Here is a 17,934-nt window from a genome sequence, read left to right on the forward strand (position 1 = left end):
AAATACAATGTCAGTTACGTTTGAATTAAAAATTAATTACAACATTTAAATAAATGATCAAATTAACTCATTCTCAAATTTTCAAATTCATACTATGACCTGGACCGACGTTTTAGCACCGATAAAAAATACCCCTTATTTTGAGCAGCTTTGGGAAAAAGTGAAGCAGGAATACGCTATCACACAAGTTTTTCCACCTAAAAAACAAATTTTCAGAGCCTTAGAAATAACACCTTTTGAAGAGGTGAAAGTGGTTATTATTGGTCAGGACCCTTATCATAATGATTTTCAGGCTAATGGTTTGTGTTTTTCGGTTTCAGAACAGGTTGCAGCACCGCCTTCTCTCAAAAATATTTTTACCGAACTGAAAGATGATCTGGGAATTGAGCGACAATCCAAAGAGCTCGATGACTGGGGAAAACAGGGTGTTTTAATGCTCAATGCAACGCTTACTGTACGTGCTCACTCACCCAATTCCCACAAAGACTTGGGATGGGAAAAATTTACAGATTTTATTATTAAGGAAATTTCAGATAAAAAAGAAAATGTAGTTTTTGTTTTATGGGGAGCTTTTGCACAAAAAAAAGCCGAACTGATTAATCCGGCTAAACATCTTATTATAAAGTCTGCACATCCTTCTCCGTTTTCGGTTTACAGAGGTTTTTATGGAAGCAAGCCTTTTTCTAAAATTAATGATTATTTGGTTTCAAAAGGAGAGAAAGCTATTTCGTGGTAATGTTTTCTCCTGCTTTTTTAATGATAATCCCTATGCTGTAATTGCTTTTTAAAGCATTTTTTTTCTTTGAGGATACGGGATAGGGCGTTACATCTGCCAAACTGATATCATAACCATTGAAATTTACAGTTTTATGATAGTTTCTATCTCGATCATCAATGCTGGAAATCTGTAAAATCATTGGTCTGGTTGCAGTTCCCATAACTTCAATTTGTGCAACGGCAACACCGCTCCAAATACATTGCACATCTTTAGGACAACGGCTGTCTTCAGAAATTCCTTTAAAAGTTACATTCATTTGATAATCTTTCAGAAATTTGTTTTCACCTTCTTTAAAGTAGATTATTTCATCACTATTTTTTTTATGAATTTCTGCTTTTTCAGTTGTGACATCGGTTTTTATTTTTTGAGATTGGCAGTTAAATAAACTTAAAATTCCCAAACTCAGAAGAAAATTTTTGTAAAACATTTTATATTACATTAATAACATTCAAAACTACAACTAAAAACATTGCCACACCAACTACAAAACTGAATCCGGTTCCGTAAATAAAACCAATGAAAGCACCTTTTGTAGATTTCCAAGCTTTCGTAAAATCTTTGCTGTCATGCAATAATTCTCCTATGAAGACTCCGGCAAACATTCCAACTAAAAATCCCAGCGGAATTGGCAGAAACATTCCTACAATTGTGCCAATTACAGATCCTATGCTTCCCCAACGGGTTCCACCATATTTTTTAGTGGTTTTGGCTGGGATAACATAATTCAAAACTACAGAAGCGAGAGTTAGAATTAAAAATGCCCAAATATAAATCATAGAAAGGTCTGCATCGGTTCCGTATTTATAAATGAGAAGTCCGGCAAGACTAAGAACCAATCCCGGTAAAATAGGCAAAAACGTTCCTAAAATACCAAGTATCAGTAAAACGATGCTTAAAAAAGTGATAATCGAATGATCCATGAAAGATTAAATAAATTCTCAGGATACTTGGCAAAAAGTATGCTAATTTTATGGTTGCAAAATATTGGGGAATTTTTTTCTCTCTATATAATAATGAAATTGGAAATTATAATTTCAAGAAATTGGAGAGAAGATGTATGTATTCCAAATATTGAGTTGGAAAAAATAAGTTCAGTTAAAGAAGAATTTTTATGATTAGCGTTTTTTCTGCGATCTTTTAGGTGCAGTTTTTACTCTAATTTTAAATCTTTTCTGAGATTTTGATTTTTTCGGCATATTTGTGATTATTTGATAGTTAAATTTAATATAATTTTCAATTAAAATAAATACTTTTAGCAAAAAATTGAATTAATTTTTGTTTACATAAAATGAGAAAAATAAGTATTAAATCTATTCTGGTTGTTCTGTTGAAAATACTCGGCTGTATTGTAGGAACTGTTTTAATTTATGCACTTTTGGGCTACTTGCTTCCGTTTATAGAAATTTCGGCAAAAGATGACGGAGAAATAAAGGAAATTCCAATTTATATCTATACAAATGGAGTACATACAGATATTGTAATGCCGGTAAAGAATGATATACAAGACTGGAGTGCAAAAATACCTTTTTCAGATACAAAATCTAAAAAAACAGATTATCATTTTATAGGAATTGGGTGGGGCGACAAAGGTTTTTACCTCGATACTCCTACTTGGGCAGATCTTAAATTTTCAACAGCTTTTAAAGCTGCTTTTTGGTTAAGCGAATCGGCTATGCATTGTTCTTATTATCAAAAAATGACAGAAGCGGAAGATTGTAAAAAAATTATGATTAGCAGAAATCAATATAAAAAATTAGTGAATTTTGTCGATGCTAAATTCGATAAAGATTCTAACGGTTCGTATCAGTTTATCCCTACTAAAGCCGTTTATGGAGATAATGATGCTTTTTATGATGCCAAAGGAAAATATAGTTTTTTGAATACCTGTAATACTTGGGCGAATAATGCCTTAAAAGCTTCCGGTCAAAAAGCAGCTTTTTGGACACCATCAGATTACGGAATTTTCTTACACTATAAATAATACATTAATACATACGTAATTAAGAATATTCAGTAAATAAAAAGAGACTCTCTAAAATTAGAAAGTCTCTTTTCGTATGTGTTGTTGTCTGAATTATTTCTTGTAAGGAACGTCTTTAATTCTCGCTTTTTTACCTCTAAGGTCTCTGAAGTAGTAGATTCTAGATCTTCTAACTTTACCTCTTCTGTCTACTTCAATTTTCTGTAAAGCAGGCATGTTGATAGGGAAAACTCTTTCTACACCTACATCGCCAGACATTTTTCTGATCGTGAAAGTTTTTGTAGAACCAGTACCTCTCAATTGGATAACTGTTCCTTTGAAGAACTGAGTTCTTGTTTTTTGTCCTTCTTTAATTTCGTAATACACAGTAATTGTGTCTCCCGCTTTGAATTCTGGGAATTCTTTCTTAGCGATGTACTTGTCTTGTACGTACTTTAATAAATCCATTATTAATAAAATAAAATGTTAAAGCTAAGCAACTTACACGTTCTTCGTCAGAGGTTGAATAACAGATTGCAAAAATAAAACAAATTTTTATGACTACCAATACTTTATGAAATATTTTTCAGAGAATTTCTTTCTTCAATAATTTGAAAAAATAACGTTGAATATTCTAACGAGATTTCTTTCAGATTATAATTTGGGCGTATCCCTCGCCTTGGCTTTTTCCTGTGCCCGGGTCGCTACGTCCGCTACAATCTTTAAAAATTCGGCGGCTTTGCCGCCGAATTTTTAAAGGATTTCCACTACCATCGCTCACGCAGAAGTATTCTCGTACCATATTATTTCAGCCAAAAATTTCATGAGAGAGAGAATAGCAAAATTTTTAAAATCTTTATTTTTTCAGTTTAAAAGAAAAATACTAATTTAAGACCTTCAAATTGTATACTTAAAATGATCGATAAAAGAGTAAAAAATGCCCAAGAAGCTATCGAAGGAATTAAAGACGGAATGACACTCATGTTAGGTGGTTTCGGACTTTGCGGGATTCCCGAAAATTCTATTAATGCTTTGGTGGAGAGCGATGTAATAGACCTTACCTGTATATCAAATAACGCGGGAGTTGATGATTTCGGTTTAGGTCTGTTACTTCAGAAAAAGCAAATTAAGAAGATGATTTCATCGTATGTAGGAGAAAATGCCGAATTCGAAAGACAGATGCTTTCAGGAGAATTAGAGGTCGAATTAACCCCACAAGGAACTTTAGCAGAGAAATGCAGAGCGGCTCAAGCCGGAATTCCTGCTTTTTATACTCCTGCAGGTTTCGGAACTGAAGTGGCAGAAGGGAAGGAAGTAAAAGATTTCAAAGGAAAACCTCACATTTTGGAGCATGCTTACGAAGCAGATTATTCTATTGTAAAAGCCTGGAAAGGAGACCATGCCGGAAATTTAATTTTCAAAGGTTCTGCAAGAAACTTCAATCATCCTATGGCTGGAGCAGGAAAAATCACCATTGCAGAAGTTGAAGAATTGGTAGAACCGGGCGAATTAGATCCTAACCAGATTCATATTCCGGGAATTATGGTTCAAAGAATTTTCCAGGGAGAAAAATTTGAAAAAAGAATAGAGCAGCGAACAGTGAGAAAGAAAGCAAACTAAAAACTGTTTTCAGTTAAAAATCTGTAAGCCGTTGTTAAGAATTGAGTTTTTTTTGATTTTCACAGTAAATCAGAAATAGATTTTTCAAATTATTACATCAACAAATTTTCAAATTAAGCAAAATGTTAAGTAAAGAAGATATAGCAAAACGTATTTCCAGAGAAGTAAAAGATGGGTATTACGTAAATTTAGGGATAGGAATTCCCACATTGGTTGCCAACTACGTTCCAGACAATCTTTCTGTAGAATTTCAGAGTGAGAACGGTGTTTTGGGTATGGGGCCGTTTCCTTTTGAAGGAGAAGAAGATGCAGACATCATCAATGCCGGAAAACAGACCATTACTATTCTTCCGGGCGGTTCTTTTTTTGATTCGGCATTCAGTTTCGGGATGATTAGAAGTCAGAAAGTAGATTTAACGATTCTTGGAGCTATGGAAGTTTCCGAAAATGGAGATATCGCCAACTGGAAAATTCCCGGGAAGATGGTAAAAGGAATGGGTGGCGCAATGGATTTGGTGGCTTCTGCCGAAAATATTATCGTGGCAATGATGCACGTAAATAAAGCTGGAGAAAGCAAAATCCTTAAAAAATGTACACTTCCTTTAACGGGGGTAAACTGTGTGAAGAGAGTAGTAACAGAATTGGCTGTTTTAGACATTACACCTGCCGGATTTAAGCTTGTGGAAAGAGCTCCGGGAGTTTCTGTAGAACATATCGTTCAATCTACGGAAGCAGATTTAATTATTGAGGGTGAAATTCCTGAAATGCAATTCTAAGTGTTTTTAAAGCATAAATTCAAGCCGAAAATCTTCAGATTTTTCGGCTTTTTATTTCGTTAAAAGGAGTGATAAAAATCCTCAGAAAAGAATTATATTCGCTAAACTCAAATCAAATTCAGAAATGCAGCGTTTTTTACTTCTATTTTTCATAATATTTTCGGGATTTTTCTATTCCCAAACCCAATTGAATTTAATTCCTTATCCAAATCATATTAATTTTACAAAAGGTGAATTTTTAATTCCTAAAACTTTAAAATTTTATGATGTTCCTAAAGAGGATACAGAATACTTAAGAAAAAGGTTGGGTTCAATGTTTAAATATGAAAATACAGGTAAAGAAATAGCAAATTTTACCACTGGAGATTATCCCTATCCAGGTAAAAGAAGAAATCATGGAGCAGCAAATGACAGTTATAGGATTTCTATAACTCCTGATAAGATATTTATTATGTATACTGGAAATAATGGTTATTTTCTTGCTATACAAACATTAATTCAGCTATTTGAACAGTTTAAAGATTCAGGTAAAATTCCTGCCATGACAGTCGAAGATGAACCAAAATTCGCTTGGCGCGGAATGCACCTCGATGTCTGCCGTCATTTTTTCACAGTTGAAGAAGTAAAACAGTACATCGATTATTTAGCAATGTATAAGTTGAACACTTTTCACTGGCATTTAACAGACGATCAGGGTTGGAGAATCGAAATAAAAAAGTACCCCAAGCTTACCCAAATTGGCTCAAAACGGAAAGAATCGATGATAGGTCCCTACGTAGATAATACTTTTGACGGAAAACCTTACGGACCGTATTTTTATACTCAGGAACAGATTAAAGAAGTGGTAAAATACGCTCAGGAAAGACATATCACGGTGGTTCCGGAAATCGAAATGCCAGGTCATGCATTAGCAGCACTTGCAGCATATCCGGAATTGGCTTGCACAAAAGGTCCTTTTGATGTAGCTACAAAATGGGGCGTTTTTGATGATGTTTTTTGTCCTGAAGACGATACTTTTAAGTTTTTAGAAAATGTTTTAGATGAAGTGATGGCACTTTTTCCTTCTCAGTATATTCACATTGGCGGTGATGAATGCCCTAAAACTCGTTGGAAAGAATCAGCTTTTTGTCAGGATTTAATCAAAAAAAATAATCTGAAAGACGAACATGGTTTACAGAGTTATTTCATCCAAAGAATAGAAAAATATCTGAATTCTAAAGGCAGAAAAATTATCGGTTGGGATGAAATTCTTGAAGGCGGACTAGCTCCCAATGCTGCCGTAATGAGCTGGACGGGCATTAAAGGCGGTGTAGAAGCAGCAAAATCAAATCATTTTGCCGTGATGACGCCCGGTGCTTATTGTTATTTTGATCATTATCAGGGAGATCCTCAAACAGAACCGAATGCTTTCGGCGGTTTTACGCCTTTGGATAAAGTTTATTCTTACAAACCTATTCCTGAAGAACTTACGAAAGTGCAGTCTAAATACATTTTAGGGGTTCAGGCAAATTTGTGGACAGAATATATAACAGATTTTAAGCAGGTTCAATACATGGTTTTTCCAAGATTATTCGCCCTTTCAGAAGTGGCTTGGGGAACTTCAAAACCCGAAAATTACAAAGAATTTGAAAATAGAGCCATCAGTCATTTTAAAATTCTAGATAAAATGGGAGTAAATTATGCCAGAAGTATTTACAATATCAACGGAAAGGTAGTTCCGAGCCAAAATGGTATTGCTTATGAACTTTCCACTTCGCAAAATCCGGAAGGAATTCATTTTACTATAGACGGAAGCATTCCTACAGCACATTCCCAAACATACAAAAGTGCAATTCCGGTTTTAAAATCAATGGTCATTCAGTCAGCTTATTTCGAAAATAATGAACTGAAAAGTGCGGTTTCTTCACAGGATTTTATAACTTCGAAAACTACTGGCAAAAAAATAACCTTAGAAGATCAGCCTAGCGAAAACTATTCTTTTGGTGGAGCATTTACTTTGGTTGATGGCATTATGGGTAACCAAAAACAGTTGGGAAAAACTTGGCTGGGATTTCAGGGGAAAGATGTGGTTGCCACAATTGATTTCGGTGAAAAAACTCAGTTTTCGGAAGTATATTTCAATACTTTAAATAATAAAGGAAGCTGGATTCATCTGGCAAAATCTGCAACAGTTTATATTTCTGATGACGGAAAAAATTTTAAAGCCATTAAAGAAATCGGAAAAGACCAGATTCTTTCCGCAAAAGGAAAAATTAAAATAAATGTAGGAAATCAAAGCTCAAAATATTTAAAACTGAAAATAGAAAACGCAGGAATTATTCCCGCAGGAAATCCGGGAGCAGACTCAAAAGCGTGGCTTTTTGTAGATGAAATAGGAGCAAATTAAATTTTCAAACTCATTATGTATGAATTCAAGAAGAAAATTTTTAAAAACAACAGGTATATTATCTTCCGCATTGCTGATAAATCCTTTAGATTTAATAGCTAAAGAAGCTTCTGACAGTAAATCAACAGTTACCAATAAACCCATTGTACTCTCCACATGGAATTTTGGCCTGAAAGCCAACGAAGAAGCCTGGAAAATTCTTGCAAAGGGCGGTAGAGCCTTGGATGCTGTTGAAAAAGGGGTTCGTGTGGTAGAAGATGATCCCAATGAAAGAAGTGTGGGTTATGGTGGCAGACCAGACAGAGACGGAAGAGTAACACTGGACGCCTGCATTATGGATGAAAATTATAATATAGGTTCTGTAGCCTGTTTAGAAGATATTAAAAACCCGATTTCTGTAGCAAGAGCAGTGATGGAAAAAACGCCTCATGTAATGCTCGTAGGTGACGGTGCTTTACAGTTTGCTGTTTATCAGGGTTTTAAAAAACAAAATTTATTAACCCCGGAATCAGAAAAAGAATGGAAAAACTGGCTGAAAGAAAGCAAGTATAAACCCATCGTTAATATAGAAAATCATGATACCATAGGAATGATTGCCCTTGATGAAAAAGGAAATCTTTCCGGAGCGTGTACCACAAGCGGAATGGCGTTCAAAATGCACGGAAGGGTAGGAGATTCCCCAATTATAGGTGCTGGTTTGTTTGTAGATAATGAGGTAGGTGCCGCAACAGCAACGGGACATGGCGAAGAAGTAATCAGAATGGTAGGAACCCACCTCGTTGTAGAATTAATGAGGCAGGGTAAAAATCCTCAACAGGCTTGTAAAGAAGCAGTGGAAAGAATTGTAAAAATCACCAAAAGCAGAAGTAAAAATTTGAAAGATATACAGGTGGGTTTTATTGCTCTCAATAAAAAAGGAGAATACGGCGCCTATTGTATTCAGGACGGATTTAATTTTGCGGTGTACGACCAAAAAGGAAATCGTCTGGAAAAACCGGAATTTGCCCTGAAATAATTTCAAAATAATTGCAAAACATTCAAAGACAAAACTTCAAACCTTAGACTTATTATGTTTTTAGAAATTGCCACGTTCGACATTACTTCTGCCGAAATTGCCTTAAATTCTGTAGCAGACCGAATAGAATTTTGTGCAGACATCAACTCCGGAGGCATTACTCCCGATTATGAAGAATTGAGGTATCTGAAAGAAAAATATTCAAAACCCATTCATGTGATGATTCGTCCTGTTGGCGGAAATTTTCTTTATTCTGATTCAGAATTTCAACAGATGCAAAAAAGTATTCTGCAATTTTCTAAGGCCAATGCAGATGGCTTTGTTTTCGGAATTTTAAATGAAAATCAGGAAATTGATGTTGAAAAAAATAAAATTTTACTAGATTTAGCCAACGGTAAACCATGCGTATTTCACAGAGCGATAGATAGAACTCCCGATATTTTTGAGTCTACAGAAAAATTAATTAATCTGGGTTTTAAAGAAATTCTTACTTCCGGAGGCGAAAATTCTGCTCTTGAGGGAAAAGAAAATCTAAAAAAACTGGTTGAAAATTATGGAAGCCAAATTAAAATTCTGATTGGAGGCGGTGTTCGTTCAAACAATATTTCTGAATTGAAAACGGTAACGAAGGGAAATTATTTTCATTCATCGGCGGTCTTGCCTTACGAAAGTTTTGCCAATGCGGAGGAGATTAAAAAACTGAAGTTTAAATAAATTAATTTTTCTGCATCATTATGCGTCTTGTCTGTCATCCTGAAAGAATCTAAGCAATATTTAAATAATCTTCACCTTACATCAAATTTAATGAGATATTTTATAATTTTTCTCTTTCCTATCTTTATCAAATCACAAATCGGATTGACATTTAACATGGCATTTGATAAAAAGAGTGCAGTTGTTACTCTTGAGAACAAAACTGATGATAATTATATTATTCCTGTAGACTTGACTAATCTAAAAGCTTTTTTCAACTTTGAAACTTGTGCATATTTTTCAGAATATCATTCTTCATATAATCCACTAGCACTTACATTAGTGGTATTAGATGCTAACTCTGGAGAAAAAATTGAAGCTAATAGAGGAACTGCATATATGGAAGATAATTTCGCTGAAAAATATATAAAAGAGATTTCTCGATGCGACGTAATTGATAATACTTATGTTAATTGGTCTAAAGAGCATGGAATTAGTGATGAATCAAAATCAATTATTAACTATTATTTAGTCAGAAATTTAGTTTTTCTTAAACCCAAGCAAAAAATAAATTTTAGAGTTGTAATTGATCTGAAAAATGTTTCAACAGAAAGTTTGTACGTTTTTGATTGGTATAATTTAGATGAAAGTAAAAAGTATAATCTACAACTTCAGTATGATGTGCAGAATTGTGTTTATGATTTCTTGACAAAAAAACAGCGAGAAGAATTATCAAAATATAAATTATTTACTGGAAAAATTGAAAGCAATATATATCAATGTGCATTTGTTGAATCGAATTGAAAACTTATTTTTTTTTAGTTATTTATAAAAAGAGAAATCTCAAAAGCTTTAATAGATTTTTCAAAGTTTTTACTAAATGTTGAAATATTACTAATACTTCAAGTTACAATGAACAAAACCCTACTTTTTCTTTTTTGTCTTATCCAAAACCTCCTTTTCGCTCAATTTTTCGAGCGAAATTTATCGTCCGAAAAATGGCAATTCAAAAATTCCAAAGAAAATAAATGGCTTACCGCTAAAGTTCCGGGAACAGTGCATTTGGATTTGATGAAACATCGGATTATTCCGGATCCTTACAAAGATGAGAACGAAAAAAAAGTTCAGTGGGTTGAGAATGAAGACTGGTGGTATCAGACAAAATTCAAAATTTCTTCAACCGAATTAAATAACCAAAATATAGAACTGATTTTTAACGGATTGGATACTTTTTCTGAAATTTATCTGAACGGAATACTCCTTCAGGTTACTGATAATATGTTCAGAACTTGGAAAATTCCGGTAAAGCAATATCTGAAAAGCGGTGAGAATATTTTAAAGATAAAATTCAAATCTTCGGTGAATGCAGGCAAAGAACTGGCAAAAAAAGTAGCTTTCACAATGCCGGAATCACCAAGAAGTTTTGTAAGAAAAGCACAGTATCAGTTTGGCTGGGATTGGGGACCAAGATTGGTAACTGCAGGAATCTGGAAAGAGGTAAAGCTAGAATTCTGGAACAATGCCCAGCTTGAAAATATAAAAATTGAGCAAAAAAATGTAACAGAACAAAAAGCAGAGTTAAATATTTTTACCGAAATTTTTGCTGATAAAGAGGGGCAATATTTTCTGTCTTTTAACAATAAAACCAATACTGTTCATTTAAGAAAAGGAAAAAATGCAATACAGATTCCTTTCACTATCGAAAATCCAAAACTTTGGCAGCCAAATGGTTGGGGCAATCCCAATGTATATCATATTAAGGTTTCGTTAAAAAAAGATTCGAAAATTCTGGCAGAAAAAACAGAAACAATCGGTTTAAAGACGATAGAGCTCATTCAGGAAAAAGACGGAAAAGGAAAATCTTTTTATTTTAAAGTAAACGGTAAACCGTTGTATGCAAAAGGAGTAAACTGGATTCCCGGCGACAGCTTTTCACCGAGAATGACAAAAGAAAAATACCATCAGCTCATCAAAGCCTGTAAAGATGCCCATATGAATATGATTCGGGTTTGGGGCGGAGGAATTTATGAAGATGATGAGTTCTACAAAGCCTGTGACGAAAATGGAATTTTGGTATGGCAGGATTTTATGTTTGCAGGAAGTTTTTATCCGGCAGACGAAAATTTTCTCCAAAATGTGAAAGCGGAAGTGAAAGATCAGGTTCAAAGGCTACAAAATCACCCATCTATTGCCTTGTGGTGCGGTAATAACGAAATTGATGAGGCTATTGTAAACTGGGGTTATCAGAAACAGTTCAACTATTCAAAAGAAGATTCTCTGCAGGTCTGGAAAGACTATAAAAAGCTTTTTCATGAGGTAATTCCTAATGCAATTCAAGAATTTGCAACACGCGACAAGCAAATCTATTGGGAAAGTTCACCATCCATCGGTTGGGGGCATAAAGAAAGTTTAACGGAAGGAGATTCTCATTACTGGGGCGTTTGGTGGGGCGAACAGCCGTTTGAAATATTCAATGAAAAAGTTCCCAGATTCGCTTCAGAATATGGTTTTCAGGGAATGCCGAGCTTAGAAACCATAAGATTTATGTTTTCTGGCGAACCAGAACTGCGTTTACAGAACGGAACTGTTAAAGCACACGAAAAACACGCAAAAGGTTGGGAAATCATAGAAAAATATATGCAAAGGGATTATTTTGTTCCTAAAGATTTTGTAAAATATAATTATGTTTCTCAGCTTCTGCAGGCTCGGGGAATGCAGATTGCTATAGAAGCTCACCGTCGTTCAAAACCATATAATATGGGAACATTATATTGGCAGTTGAATGATTGCTGGCCGGTGGTTTCGTGGTCTTCTATTGATTATTTGGGGAACTGGAAAGCTTTGCAGTATCAGGTAAAAAGAAGTTTTGAAAATCAGGTGATTTTTACAGAAGAAAAAGACGGAATTTTAAATTTTTACGGCATTAATGATGAGCCTAAAAAATTTGAAGATGTTTTTATTGAAATACAGGTGATTGACTTTAACGGAAAAATTTTAAATGAAATTACAAACGTTCCTGATGGTAAAATATTAGATGAAATCATCAGGTTTGATCCTATCGAAATTGAAAATATAATCTCAAACAATCTTAAAAATAAAGTTTTTCTGAATTTGATTCTAAGAGATAAAAATCAGCAAATAATTGCGCAAAACCTTCATTTCTTTGCGAAACCAAAAGATTTAAAACTTTTAAAACCTAATATTAAGATCAGGAAAATCTCCGCAACCGAAATTGAAGTTTCCACAGATGTTTTTGCTAAAGATATTTACCTGATTGGAAATACCCATTTTAGCGATAATTTTTTTGATCTGTTGCCCGGAACTGCTAAAAAAATCAAACTTTCAGTTCCTTTAGAAAAAATAGAAGTGATGAGTCTTTGGGATACCATTTCTCCATAAAAAGACCGGTTTTTAATAGAAAAACCGGTCAGTTTCAAAATTATTTATCTACCTCAACATATTTTAGTCTGAATTCTTCTTCATTATTGGTATAACGTAGCGTTTTCAATTTTATTTTAGAAATATTTAAAAAAATTATATGTTAAATTTCTGCTGACAAACTGTTGTCATATCTTGCCGTTATCTTTGCTTTAGAATTAACAAAAAAATCTAAAAAATTATGACAACAAGAGCAAAACAGTTTATTTCTGCCGACCAATTATTAGAACATTGGCAAGGTCACAGAAATCTTACCCGAAGAGTTATAGAAGTATTTCCCGACAAAGAATTGTTTGAATTTTCTGTGCAGGGAATGAGACCGTTTTCTACCATGGTAGTGGAGTTAATCAGTATTGCCGGACCTGCCTTAAAAGGAATCGTAGAACAACAGATTACTGAATTTTCGGAAGAAGTATTTCAGCCTAAAACCAAAGAAGAAATTCTTGCAAGATGGGACGCTGAAACTGAAGTTATCAACCATTATTTTAATCAGATTTCGGAAGAAAAATTTCAGGAAACATTCAATTTATTTGGACAGTATGAATTTCCGGTTTATCAGAACATCCTTTATTTTATAGATAACGAAATTCATCACCGTGCACAGGCTTATACTTACTTACGGTCTTTAGGTATTGTGCCGCCTTTCTTTTGGGAAAGATTTTAAAATTGATAAAATGCAGATGTTTTAAATCAACATTTGTAAAATCAAATTAAAAATACCGCTCCATATCTATTGCAAAATTTTTCAGGTTAATTCGGTTTTATCTGAAAGGATTTGTAATAAATATGGAGTTTTCTATGAGTATTGGCTGAGGTTTTTAGAAATCTTTTCAATGAGTTCTTTCATGGTTGTTTTCAAAGATTCAGGTTCAATAATTTTGGCGTAATCTGTAAAAGTTATCAACCAGCGCGGAAATCCTTCAGAAATCCATTCTGTTTCGAAGGTTAATTCAATTCCGTTTTCAGTTTCTTTTTCTTCGGTTAAACCGTAGTAGATTTTTGAATTTCCCAAGTGAGGCATTATCTTTTTTTCAACCAAAAGCTTTACGATAGTTTTGTTTGCGTTAGGATTTTTCCGGTAGTCGTTTATTTGTCCGTATTCCTGTAAAAAAGGATTTTGAGTTTTGTTCAGTTTTAAGATTCTGTCCACTCGAAACTGCCTGAAATCCTTTCTCAAAGTACAATATGCAATAAGATACCAATAATTGAACTCGAAGAAAACACCTACAACCTCAATTGTTCTTGTAGAAATTTTTTCATCTACCGTTTTATAATCTATACATATCTGAACTTTTTCTGCAATACTTTGCAAAATGGTGGGAATGATATTTTTGATGTAATCTTCCGTTTTTGGATAATAATTGTAAATATCAATTTGCTTTTCAATATTTTCCAGCAGCTTCTTATCCGAATATTTTAAAATAGAACGCAACTTTTCCATAGCTGTTTTGTAGTGAGCCCCCAAACTTTCATGTGAAAAATGCTGCATCAGTTTTTCTGCGGTAATAAAGCTCAAAACCTCATCTTTTGTAAACATTACGGGAGGTAATTTGTATCCGTCCATCAAAGAATATCCGTTTCCGGCTTCTCCAATAATGGGGATTCCTGCATTTTCGAGCGTTTTTATATCACGGTAAATGGTTCTTATGCTTACTTCGAATTTTTCTGCCAAATCTTGGGCTCTTACAATCGGTTTAGATTGCAGCTGAGTAAGAATTGCGGTTATTCGGTCTATTTTTTTAAGATAATGGTCATTCATATTCTTGGCAAAAAGGATGCTTTGGTTTTAAATGAAAAAAGTACCGTTCTATAAGGAAATGGTACTTTAGTTTTCTTTAATTTCAACAAAATTCAACAGTAAATGAAAGTTGTTATTTTTATTTTGAAATTTAATTTATACTTCAAAAACATAGGTTGTTGCATAAGCCAGTTCAGATGTACTTGCAGCTTTTGAATCTGATTCTGCCTGTTCTAAAGAATATGTAGAATTGATTTCTTTTTTCTGAAATACAAAAGAATTGTAAGCATTTTTATCTATAATTTCATTGAAAATATGCTCTATTTCTGAATTGGATAGTGATGCAAAACTGATGTCTTCAAAACCATGCATTAATCTTAAATCATCAAACTGTGCAAAATTTTCTTTTACAAAATCCTGAAATTTATTTTTAGAATCAAAATTTCCTGCCCAAATATTATAAGCATAGCTTTTTTTACTTGGCTTATCGAAAATACTTTGATAGACGAAGTTTTCCCCTAAATAGGCTTCTCTTACCTGCGGATCGTTTGCAAGATCTTCAGGAAGTCCTTCTTTCAGAATTTTACCTTCAAACATAATATACGTTTTGTTGGTAATGGCTAAAGTTTGCTGTACGTTGTGGTCGGTAATGAGAATTCCGATGTTTTTATCGGTTAAACTCCGCACAATTTTTTGGATGTCTTCTACGGCAATTGGGTCTACTCCCGCAAAAGGTTCATCTAAAAGGATAAAACTTGGGTCTGTCGCCAAACATCGTGCAATTTCTGTTCTACGTCTTTCTCCTCCAGAAAGTAAATCTCCTCTGTTTTTACGAACGTGCTGTAAAGAAAACTCTTCAATAAGTTCATCACATTTTATCTGCTGCTCTCTTTTGGAAAGTTTGGTTAGCTGAAGAACGCCTAATATATTATCTTCAACCGAAAGTTTTCGGAAAACTGAAGCTTCCTGAGCAAGATAACCGATGCCTTTCTGAGCACGGCGGTACATAGCATCTGAAGTAATTTCTTGTTTGTCGAGAAAAATTTTTCCGGAAGTAGGTTTTACCAACCCAACAATCATATAAAATGAAGTGGTTTTCCCTGCACCGTTTGGTCCCAGCAAACCAACAATTTCTCCTTGCTGTACCTGCACAGAAACTCCTTTCACTACTTTTTTGGGACCGTATTCTTTTATTAAGTTTTCTCCTCGTAAAATCATAGTCGCAAAGATAAAGTTTTTTTGAATTAGAAATTTATATTCTCAAATTGAGAATTTTAAAGCATTCGAAATTTATGTTCATTTAATATTAGGATTGAAAATATTAATTAAATAGATTTGAGAATATGTTTCTTCATTTTTTTTCTCTAACTTTTAAGTAATTCATTTTATTTTGTTTTATTTACCAAAAAATAACTATATTTATCAAGTTTTTAACAGTTATTTGTTTTCACTATGAAAAAAATTCTATATTCTTTACTTATTTGTGCATCTGCAACGGCATTTGCCCAAAAAAATCCTAATGTAAGATTCGCAGTATCAAACAATGCCGTTGGTACGGTTTCTATGTTTGATGCCAACAAAAAGTATGTACAAAGTGTAAATGTTTTTAAAACTAAAGCAAATATTCCACAAAATCTAAAGAAGTACGATTTTTTGGCAGACAATGGTTTAACTGAAGTGAAATTTAAAAAAGATAGTGATGTCTTGGATAAATTATTACTAAGCAACTATAATATCCAGCATAATCTCCCGGAAAATAACCCGGTTTATATTGACGGTTACGAATTTAAAGATTCTAGCATGATGATTTTTGCAGATATTATAGGTTCTACAAAAGTGGATATGGTAAATGGTCAAAAAGTGTTGACGATTACTACGCTAAAGAAATAATCTTTTTCTTTGGATGTTTAATAGTCAAAAATAGTTGATAAAATTCTGTGTAATCCGGATGATTACTGACGATAAAAAAAGTTTATTGAAACAAAGTTTCAATAAACTTTTTTATGCCTAAAAATTAAAAAAATCATTGTTGGATGTGTAAATGTCTAGCTGTAATTTCTTAGGGAAACAAAGAAGCAAACCTCGTTTAAATACAAAGATTGTGGCATATATTTCATAGCTGAGAATAGATATGTTAGTTTTAAAAATAAGAATTTAAAACTTAAACAAGATTTAAATCCCCCTTAAATTAAACTTCCAGTTTATCTTCAATTTTATTAGGATTGTCGAGGGCAAACTGTAATTGTTCTTTGTCTAACTGCTTTTCCCAATTGGCGACAACTACTGTGGCAACCGAATTTCCGATAACATTGGTTAGAGCACGGCATTCACTCATAAATTTATCTATTCCCAGAATTAAAGTCATTCCTGCAATAGGAATTTCGGGAACTACCGCTAAAGTCGCAGCTAAAGTAACAAATCCGGCTCCGGTAACTCCGGCTGCTCCTTTAGAGCTTAGCATCGCAACCAAAAGCAGCATCAGCTGTTTTTCGATGGAAAGATCAATTCCTAATGCCTGTGCAATGAATAGTGAAGCTAATGTCATGTAAATATTGGTTCCGTCGAGATTGAAAGAATATCCTGTAGGAACCACCAAGCCAACAATTGCTCTGGAACAGCCGGCTTTTTCCAGTTTTTCCATAATTCCCGGAAGTGCAGATTCTGAAGAGCTTGTTCCTAAAACCAAAAGAAGTTCTTCTTTTAGATAATAAATGAGTTTAAATATATTGAACCCATTGTACCAGGCAACTGTACCCAAAACCAAGACTACAAATAGAATGGAAGTTATATAAAACGTGCCAACCAAAAAAATTAAATTTAAAACCGATGCAAGACCATACTTACCAATTGTAAATGCCATCGCTCCGAAAGCGCCAATAGGAGCCAGCTTCATCAACATGTGTACAATTTTGAATATCGGAGTAGAAAGTGACTGTAGTAATTCTGTAATTTTTCCGCTTTTTTCTTTTGTTAAAACCAAAGCTACTCCCATAAGAATTGCCACCAGCAAGACCTGCAGAATATTTTCTCCAACTAACGGACTAAACAGGGTTTCGGGAATAATATTCATCATAAATCCTGTAAGGGTAGTATCGTGTGCTTTTTGCTGATACTGAGAAATGTCGCCGGATAAGCTTGCAGGATTTATATTTAAACCAGCTCCGGGCTGAATAACATTTCCTACAATTAATCCTATAATTAAGGCTAAAGTAGAGAACGTGAAAAAATAAATCATTGCTTTTATTGCAATTCTTCCCACTTTCTTCAAATCTGTCATGTGAGCAATTCCTAAAGTAAGCGTAATGAAAATAACAGGGGCAATAATCATTTTTACCAATTTTATGAATCCATCACCCAATGGTTTCATTTTTTCACCCATTTCAGGATAAAATTTTCCCAGAAGAATACCTGCAATAATTGCGATGATAACCTGAAAATAAAGCTGTTGGTATATTTTTTTTGCTTTCAAAGAGAATGTTTTTTTAGGATTGAAATTTAATAAAATTTGTTTAAATAGAAGGCTAATACAA

General features: G+C 33.7%; 16 protein-coding genes and 1 pseudogene. 11 read left to right on the plus strand and 6 right to left on the minus strand.

Annotated elements, in window-relative coordinates:
- Positions 1-94: 94 nt before the first annotated feature.
- Positions 95-736 (plus strand): uracil-DNA glycosylase, encoded by a 642-nt coding sequence (locus MTP08_RS04380; protein ID WP_243577203.1) that lies wholly within the window; start codon positions 95-97, stop codon positions 734-736.
- Here the strand turns inward: MTP08_RS04380 and MTP08_RS04385 are convergent.
- Together MTP08_RS04385 and MTP08_RS04390 are read right to left on the minus strand one after the other, a co-directional pair.
- Positions 723-1,205 (minus strand): hypothetical protein, encoded by a 483-nt coding sequence (locus MTP08_RS04385; RefSeq protein WP_243577204.1) that lies wholly within the window; start codon positions 1,203-1,205, stop codon positions 723-725. The genes MTP08_RS04380 and MTP08_RS04385 overlap by 14 nt on opposite strands.
- A 1-nt stretch (position 1,206) precedes the next feature.
- Positions 1,207-1,698 (minus strand): DUF456 domain-containing protein, encoded by a 492-nt coding sequence (locus tag MTP08_RS04390; protein WP_243577205.1) that lies wholly within the window; start codon positions 1,696-1,698, stop codon positions 1,207-1,209.
- 368 nt (positions 1,699-2,066) lie between these two features.
- Between MTP08_RS04390 and MTP08_RS04395 the strand changes: the two genes are divergently transcribed.
- The gene (locus MTP08_RS04395; protein WP_243577206.1) at positions 2,067-2,759 is read left to right on the plus strand and encodes a TIGR02117 family protein; all 693 of its coding nucleotides are present in this window, start codon (positions 2,067-2,069) and stop codon (positions 2,757-2,759) included.
- Positions 2,760-2,852: 93 nt separating this feature from the next.
- Here the strand turns inward: MTP08_RS04395 and rplS are convergent, their stop codons facing one another.
- Positions 2,853-3,206 (minus strand): 50S ribosomal protein L19, encoded by a 354-nt coding sequence (gene rplS / locus MTP08_RS04400; protein WP_089742977.1) that lies wholly within the window; start codon positions 3,204-3,206, stop codon positions 2,853-2,855.
- Between the two features lie 447 nt (positions 3,207-3,653).
- Here rplS and MTP08_RS04405 point away from each other — a divergent pair, with 447 nt between their 5' ends.
- The 8 genes from MTP08_RS04405 to MTP08_RS04440 all read left to right on the plus strand — a co-directional run bounded on the left by MTP08_RS04405 (position 3,654) and on the right by MTP08_RS04440 (position 13,330).
- A complete protein-coding gene (locus MTP08_RS04405) occupies positions 3,654-4,358 on the plus strand; it encodes a CoA transferase subunit A (protein ID WP_243577207.1) in 705 nt (234 codons plus the stop codon).
- Between the two features lie 122 nt (positions 4,359-4,480).
- The gene (locus MTP08_RS04410) at positions 4,481-5,134 is read left to right on the plus strand and encodes a CoA transferase subunit B (RefSeq protein ID WP_209389730.1); all 654 of its coding nucleotides are present in this window, start codon (positions 4,481-4,483) and stop codon (positions 5,132-5,134) included.
- A 124-nt stretch (positions 5,135-5,258) separates the two neighbouring features.
- Positions 5,259-7,520 carry a glycoside hydrolase family 20 protein gene (locus tag MTP08_RS04415; RefSeq protein ID WP_243577208.1) on the plus strand — a complete coding sequence of 754 codons (2,262 nt, stop codon included), beginning with the start codon at positions 5,259-5,261 and terminating at the stop codon, positions 7,518-7,520.
- 19 nt (positions 7,521-7,539) lie between these two features.
- Positions 7,540-8,535 carry an isoaspartyl peptidase/L-asparaginase family protein gene (locus tag MTP08_RS04420; RefSeq protein ID WP_243577209.1) on the plus strand — a complete coding sequence of 332 codons (996 nt, stop codon included), beginning with the start codon at positions 7,540-7,542 and terminating at the stop codon, positions 8,533-8,535.
- Positions 8,536-8,589: 54 nt separating this feature from the next.
- Positions 8,590-9,249 (plus strand): copper homeostasis protein CutC, encoded by a 660-nt coding sequence (locus MTP08_RS04425; protein WP_243577210.1) that lies wholly within the window; start codon positions 8,590-8,592, stop codon positions 9,247-9,249.
- 156 nt (positions 9,250-9,405) lie between these two features.
- The gene (locus MTP08_RS04430) at positions 9,406-10,032 is read left to right on the plus strand and encodes a hypothetical protein (RefSeq protein ID WP_243577211.1); all 627 of its coding nucleotides are present in this window, start codon (positions 9,406-9,408) and stop codon (positions 10,030-10,032) included.
- Positions 10,033-10,140: 108 nt separating this feature from the next.
- Positions 10,141-12,627, plus strand: a complete 2,487-nt coding sequence (locus MTP08_RS04435) for a beta-mannosidase (RefSeq protein ID WP_243577212.1) — start codon at positions 10,141-10,143, stop codon at positions 12,625-12,627.
- Positions 12,628-12,847: 220 nt separating this feature from the next.
- Positions 12,848-13,330 (plus strand): DinB family protein, encoded by a 483-nt coding sequence (locus tag MTP08_RS04440; RefSeq protein ID WP_243577213.1) that lies wholly within the window; start codon positions 12,848-12,850, stop codon positions 13,328-13,330.
- Positions 13,331-13,462: 132 nt separating this feature from the next.
- Here the strand turns inward: MTP08_RS04440 and MTP08_RS04445 are convergent, their stop codons facing one another.
- Together MTP08_RS04445 and lptB are read right to left on the minus strand one after the other, a co-directional pair.
- Entirely contained in the window at positions 13,463-14,425 is a 963-nt protein-coding gene (locus MTP08_RS04445; RefSeq protein ID WP_243577214.1) for a helix-turn-helix transcriptional regulator, read from the minus strand.
- 471 nt (positions 14,426-14,896) lie between these two features.
- Positions 14,897-15,622: pseudogene (lptB, locus tag MTP08_RS04450) on the minus strand (LPS export ABC transporter ATP-binding protein); the annotation flags it as partial.
- 234 nt (positions 15,623-15,856) lie between these two features.
- Here lptB and MTP08_RS04455 point away from each other — a divergent pair.
- Positions 15,857-16,294: a hypothetical protein gene (locus MTP08_RS04455; RefSeq protein ID WP_209389415.1), complete on the plus strand. Its 438-nt coding sequence runs from the start codon at positions 15,857-15,859 to the stop codon at positions 16,292-16,294.
- A gap of 298 nt (positions 16,295-16,592) precedes the next feature.
- On the opposite strand, the gene MTP08_RS04460 is transcribed toward MTP08_RS04455, so the two are convergent.
- Positions 16,593-17,873: a dicarboxylate/amino acid:cation symporter gene (locus tag MTP08_RS04460; protein ID WP_243577216.1), complete on the minus strand. Its 1,281-nt coding sequence runs from the start codon at positions 17,871-17,873 to the stop codon at positions 16,593-16,595.
- Between the last annotated feature and the right edge of the window lie 61 nt (positions 17,874-17,934).

The sequence above is a fragment of the Chryseobacterium oryzae genome (genome assembly GCF_022811665.1).
Taxonomy (GTDB): Bacteria; Bacteroidota; Bacteroidia; order Flavobacteriales; family Weeksellaceae; genus Chryseobacterium; species Chryseobacterium oryzae.

Coding starts and splice junctions, on each gene's coding strand:
- MTP08_RS04380 (WP_243577203.1), top strand. CDS start 95: ATGACCTGGACCGACGTTTTAGCACCGATAAAAAATACCCCTTATTTT.
- MTP08_RS04385 (WP_243577204.1), bottom strand. CDS start 1,205: ATGTTTTACAAAAATTTTCTTCTGAGTTTGGGAATTTTAAGTTTATTT.
- MTP08_RS04390 (WP_243577205.1), bottom strand. CDS start 1,698: ATGGATCATTCGATTATCACTTTTTTAAGCATCGTTTTACTGATACTT.
- MTP08_RS04395 (WP_243577206.1), top strand. CDS start 2,067: ATGAGAAAAATAAGTATTAAATCTATTCTGGTTGTTCTGTTGAAAATA.
- rplS (WP_089742977.1), bottom strand. CDS start 3,206: ATGGATTTATTAAAGTACGTACAAGACAAGTACATCGCTAAGAAAGAA.
- MTP08_RS04405 (WP_243577207.1), top strand. CDS start 3,654: ATGATCGATAAAAGAGTAAAAAATGCCCAAGAAGCTATCGAAGGAATT.
- MTP08_RS04410 (WP_209389730.1), top strand. CDS start 4,481: ATGTTAAGTAAAGAAGATATAGCAAAACGTATTTCCAGAGAAGTAAAA.
- MTP08_RS04415 (WP_243577208.1), top strand. CDS start 5,259: ATGCAGCGTTTTTTACTTCTATTTTTCATAATATTTTCGGGATTTTTC.
- MTP08_RS04420 (WP_243577209.1), top strand. CDS start 7,540: ATGAATTCAAGAAGAAAATTTTTAAAAACAACAGGTATATTATCTTCC.
- MTP08_RS04425 (WP_243577210.1), top strand. CDS start 8,590: ATGTTTTTAGAAATTGCCACGTTCGACATTACTTCTGCCGAAATTGCC.
- MTP08_RS04430 (WP_243577211.1), top strand. CDS start 9,406: ATGGCATTTGATAAAAAGAGTGCAGTTGTTACTCTTGAGAACAAAACT.
- MTP08_RS04435 (WP_243577212.1), top strand. CDS start 10,141: ATGAACAAAACCCTACTTTTTCTTTTTTGTCTTATCCAAAACCTCCTT.
- MTP08_RS04440 (WP_243577213.1), top strand. CDS start 12,848: ATGACAACAAGAGCAAAACAGTTTATTTCTGCCGACCAATTATTAGAA.
- MTP08_RS04445 (WP_243577214.1), bottom strand. CDS start 14,425: ATGAATGACCATTATCTTAAAAAAATAGACCGAATAACCGCAATTCTT.
- MTP08_RS04455 (WP_209389415.1), top strand. CDS start 15,857: ATGAAAAAAATTCTATATTCTTTACTTATTTGTGCATCTGCAACGGCA.